At 72.3% G+C, this 3,582-nt stretch carries 3 protein-coding genes; 2 read left to right on the top strand and 1 reads right to left on the bottom strand.

Annotation, left to right across the window (positions count from 1 at the left end; translation table 11 throughout):
* Positions 1-64: 64 nt before the first annotated feature.
* A complete protein-coding gene (locus ACL02U_RS32705) occupies positions 65-313 on the bottom strand; it encodes a phosphopantetheine-binding protein (protein ID WP_412794644.1) in 249 nt (82 codons plus the stop codon).
* A 115-nt stretch (positions 314-428) separates the two neighbouring features.
* On the opposite strand from ACL02U_RS32705, the gene ACL02U_RS32700 reads away from it, so the two are divergent.
* A complete protein-coding gene (locus tag ACL02U_RS32700) occupies positions 429-1,985 on the top strand; it encodes an AMP-binding protein (RefSeq protein WP_412794643.1) in 1,557 nt (518 codons plus the stop codon).
* 121 nt (positions 1,986-2,106) lie between these two features.
* On the top strand, positions 2,107-3,054 hold the full coding sequence (locus ACL02U_RS32695; RefSeq protein ID WP_412794642.1) for a hypothetical protein: 948 nt from the start codon (positions 2,107-2,109) through the stop codon (positions 3,052-3,054).
* The last annotated feature ends 528 nt before the right edge of the window (positions 3,055-3,582 follow it).

Below are 3,582 nucleotides of genomic sequence, written 5' to 3'. Positions count from 1 at the left end.
GGGTTTGTTGGCTCCTTCTCCTGTACTCGGGGTTCTCCGGAGGGCGATTCCGGGCCGCGACCCGTCAAGGGGTGCGGCCGGCCAGCCCCGACAGCGATTCCCACAGCGTTCCGGGAGTGGAGAAGTTCTCCATGGTGAGAGCGTCGTCCACGAAACGCACGTCGTAGGCGCTTTCCAGCGCGGCCATCAGATCCACCGTGCCGAGCGAATCAAGCCCCAGGTCCCGAAGAGCGGCCGATGAATCCAGGGCCTCTCCGTCTCCGAGGAACGGAAGATGTTTCCGCAGGGTCTCCTCGAACTTCTCGTCCCACATTTTCAATCCTTCCCCAGGGATTTGGGTCATCGCGTCGAATATATTCCCGGAAGGGCTCCGGTATCAGCCCCGTCACCCCCTAAAAGACCGGTGAAGCCCCTTATTCGGAGAAAGCATGTTGAAGAAGATCGAGGACGCGCTGCACGCGCGGTTCCTGCGCGGGCTCGCCGTCGCCGGGCGGCGCCCGGCACTCCGCACCGGAACGCGGACCTTCACCTATGAGGAGGTCCACGACCTCGCCCTGCAGTGGGCCGGCTCGCTGCTGGCCGACCCGGCCGGCCCCCCTCGGGCCGTAGGGGTCCTGGCGGCCAAGGGCATCGAGGCGTACGCCGGAATCCTCGCCGGCCTCTACACCGGGGCCACGGTGGTACCCCTGCACCCCTCGTTCCCCGCGGGCCGCACCCGGAGCATGCTGCGGGACGCGGGCGTCTCGGCGGTGCTGGCCGACGACACCGGGCTCACCGCCCTGGCCGAGGCGCTGGGCCCCGACCCCGCGCTGCCGGTGCTCGCACCGCACAGCGCCGCGGGGGACGGCGGCTTCCGCCGCATCACCGTCCACGGCCGCGACGCCCTGGCCGAGCCGCGACCCGTCTCACCCGACGACCGCGCCTACATCCTGTTCACCTCGGGCTCGACCGGCCGCCCCAAGGGCGTGCCCATCTCCCACGGCAGCACCACGCACTACTTCCGGCTCATGGACGCCCGGTACGACTTCGGCGCGGACGACGTCTTCTCGCAGACCTTCGACGTCAACTTCGACTGCGCGATGTTCGACATGTTCTGTGCGTGGGGCGCCGGCGGCAGCATCCACCCGGTGCCGCTGCAGGCCTTCCGCGACCTGCCTGGCTTCGTCGCCGAGCGCCGGATGACCGTGTGGTTCTCCACGCCCAGCACCGTCTCCCTGATCCGCCGGACCGGCGGTCTCGCCCCGGGCGCCCTCGCCTCGCTGCGCTGGAGTCTGTTCGCGGGGGAGGCGCTGCGCGAGAGCGACGCCGCGGACTGGCAGGCGGCCGCACCCGCCGCCACCCTGGAGAACATCTACGGGCCGACGGAGCTCACCGTCACGGTCACCGGCCACCGCTGGTCGCCCGAGACCTCCCCGGAGCTCTGCGTCAACGGCCTGGTGCCCATCGGCGCGGTCCACGAGGGACACGACCACCTGCTGCTCGACGAGGACGACAGGCCTACCGGCCACGAGGGCGAACTGGTCATCACCGGACCGCAGATGACGTCCGGGTACCTCGACCCCGAACACGACCGCGGGCGCTTCCTGCGGCACGGGGGACGCACCTGGTACCGCACCGGCGACCGGGTACGGCGGCTGGACAACGGGGAGTTGATCTACCTCGGCCGCCTCGACTCGCAGGTGCAGATCCAGGGCTGGCGGGTGGAGCTCGCCGAGGTCGAGCACGCCGTCCGGTCCTGCGAGGGCGTCCAGGACGCCGTCGCCGTCACCCGGACCAACGACGCCGGCATCGAACTGGTGATCTTCTACACGGGCGTGGAGACCTCTCCGGCGGCGCTCGCCGGCCGGCTGCGGGAACTGCTGCCCCAGGGCATGGTCCCCAAGCACTACCGGCACGTCGACGCCTTCCCCCTCAACTCCAACCGCAAGGTCGACCGGAAGCGGCTGCGCGTCGAGGCGTCCCGGCCGCTCGGCGTCCCGTCCTGACCCCCGTCCCCCCGCCCACTCCGCCCACCCCGGTCCCCCCGTACCCCCGTCACATCGTCAACCGCCATACCGCCGTCGTCACGTCGGCGACCCGCTCACCGCAACGGAACAGGAGAAGACCATGTCCGACAGCATCTCCGGCGGCACCGAGGCGAACTTCGCCGAGGTCATCACCGGGCACGCCGACGCCCTGCACCCCGAGGGGTTCGACTGGGACCCCAACCGCGGGGCGTTCCTGGTCAGTTCGACGCGACACGGCACCGCGTCGATCGTCGACGGCAGCGGCCGTATCACGCCCCTGGTGACCGACCCGGACCCGCGGATCGTGTCGACCGTCGGCATCACCGTCGACCTGCCGCGCAACCGTCTGCTGCTCGGCTACCACGACCTCGGCATCGGTGCCCGCTCCACCCCGGAGACCAACCTCAAGGAATCCGGGATGGCCGTCTACGACCTCACCACGGGTGAGGAGCAGTTCCTGGTCGACCTCGCCCTCGGCCCCGAGCCCATGCACGCCGCCGACCGCGTAGCCCTCGCCGAGGACGGCACCGCCTACGTCAGCGACCCGGCGGCGAACAAGATCTACCGGGTTTCGGTCGAGGGCAAGGCCGAGGTGCTCGTGGACAGCCAGGCCCTGTCGCCGGGCTGGGAGCTGGGCACCGGCGCGGGAGTGATCGGCATCCGCGTCCACCCGGCCGGCTATCTGCTGGCCATGCACTACTCCACGGGTCTGCTGGCCCGGGTCTCCGCCGACACCGGCGAGGTCCACCAGGTCGAGTTGGAGGGCGGCCCGATCCTGGGCGGCGACGCCTTCGCGCTGCGCGCCGACGGCACCATGGTGGTCGTCAGCAACAAGCTCGCCAACGAGAACGGCGAGGACGCGGTGACGGTCCTCAGCCCCGTGGACGGAGACTGGTCCGCGGCCAAGACGGTCCACCACCAGCCCTGGGCCGAGCAGAACCCGACGGACGTGCTGCCCACCCCGCACGGCGACTACGTGCTCAGCGGCCGCCCGGAGTACCTCTTCCGCGGCGAGACGGCTGACGACTTCGTACTGCGGCGCATCTGACCGCCCGCCGCCTGCGTCCCCATGCAGTCCGGCCGGACCCGCCAAGGGTCCGGCCGGACTGCGCCGTCATGAGAACGGGCCCCGCACACCACCGCACCGGATCACAGGTCTGCCGAAGGAGTTCGCGGCGGGTGCACGGCAGGTGTGCCCGGCGCGGAGTTCGCAGCGGGGGCTTTCTGCACGGTCCCGCTGCTGCGGCGCCCGCGGTGGTGCGGCGTCCGCCGGTGCTGCGGCGTCGTCCGCAGCGTGGGGCGTGCGCCCACGGCCTCCGGCGCGCGGCCGCCCCGCGCGGGAGCCGCCCTGCAAGGGAGCCGCCCTGCGCGGTCCGCGGGCCTCTCCTGGCGGTGACGAGCCCCCTTGGCGCCGGCACGGCGTTGGCGCCGGCCCGAGGCGCCGGCACGGCCGGACCCCGTAACAGGCCCCGTCCCCGCATCGGCGGCGTGTGCGCGTCGGGCCGGCCCCGGCGGCGCGGCCGAGGCCGCGGGCCGGGGCAGGGGCCGGCGGCCGAGGCCGCGGGCCGGGGGCCGA

Source organism: Streptomyces sp. MS06 (genome assembly GCF_047200655.1).
GTDB lineage: Bacteria > Actinomycetota > Actinomycetes > Streptomycetales > Streptomycetaceae > Streptomyces.
This window is presented reverse-complemented; position numbering and strand designations above follow the sequence as displayed.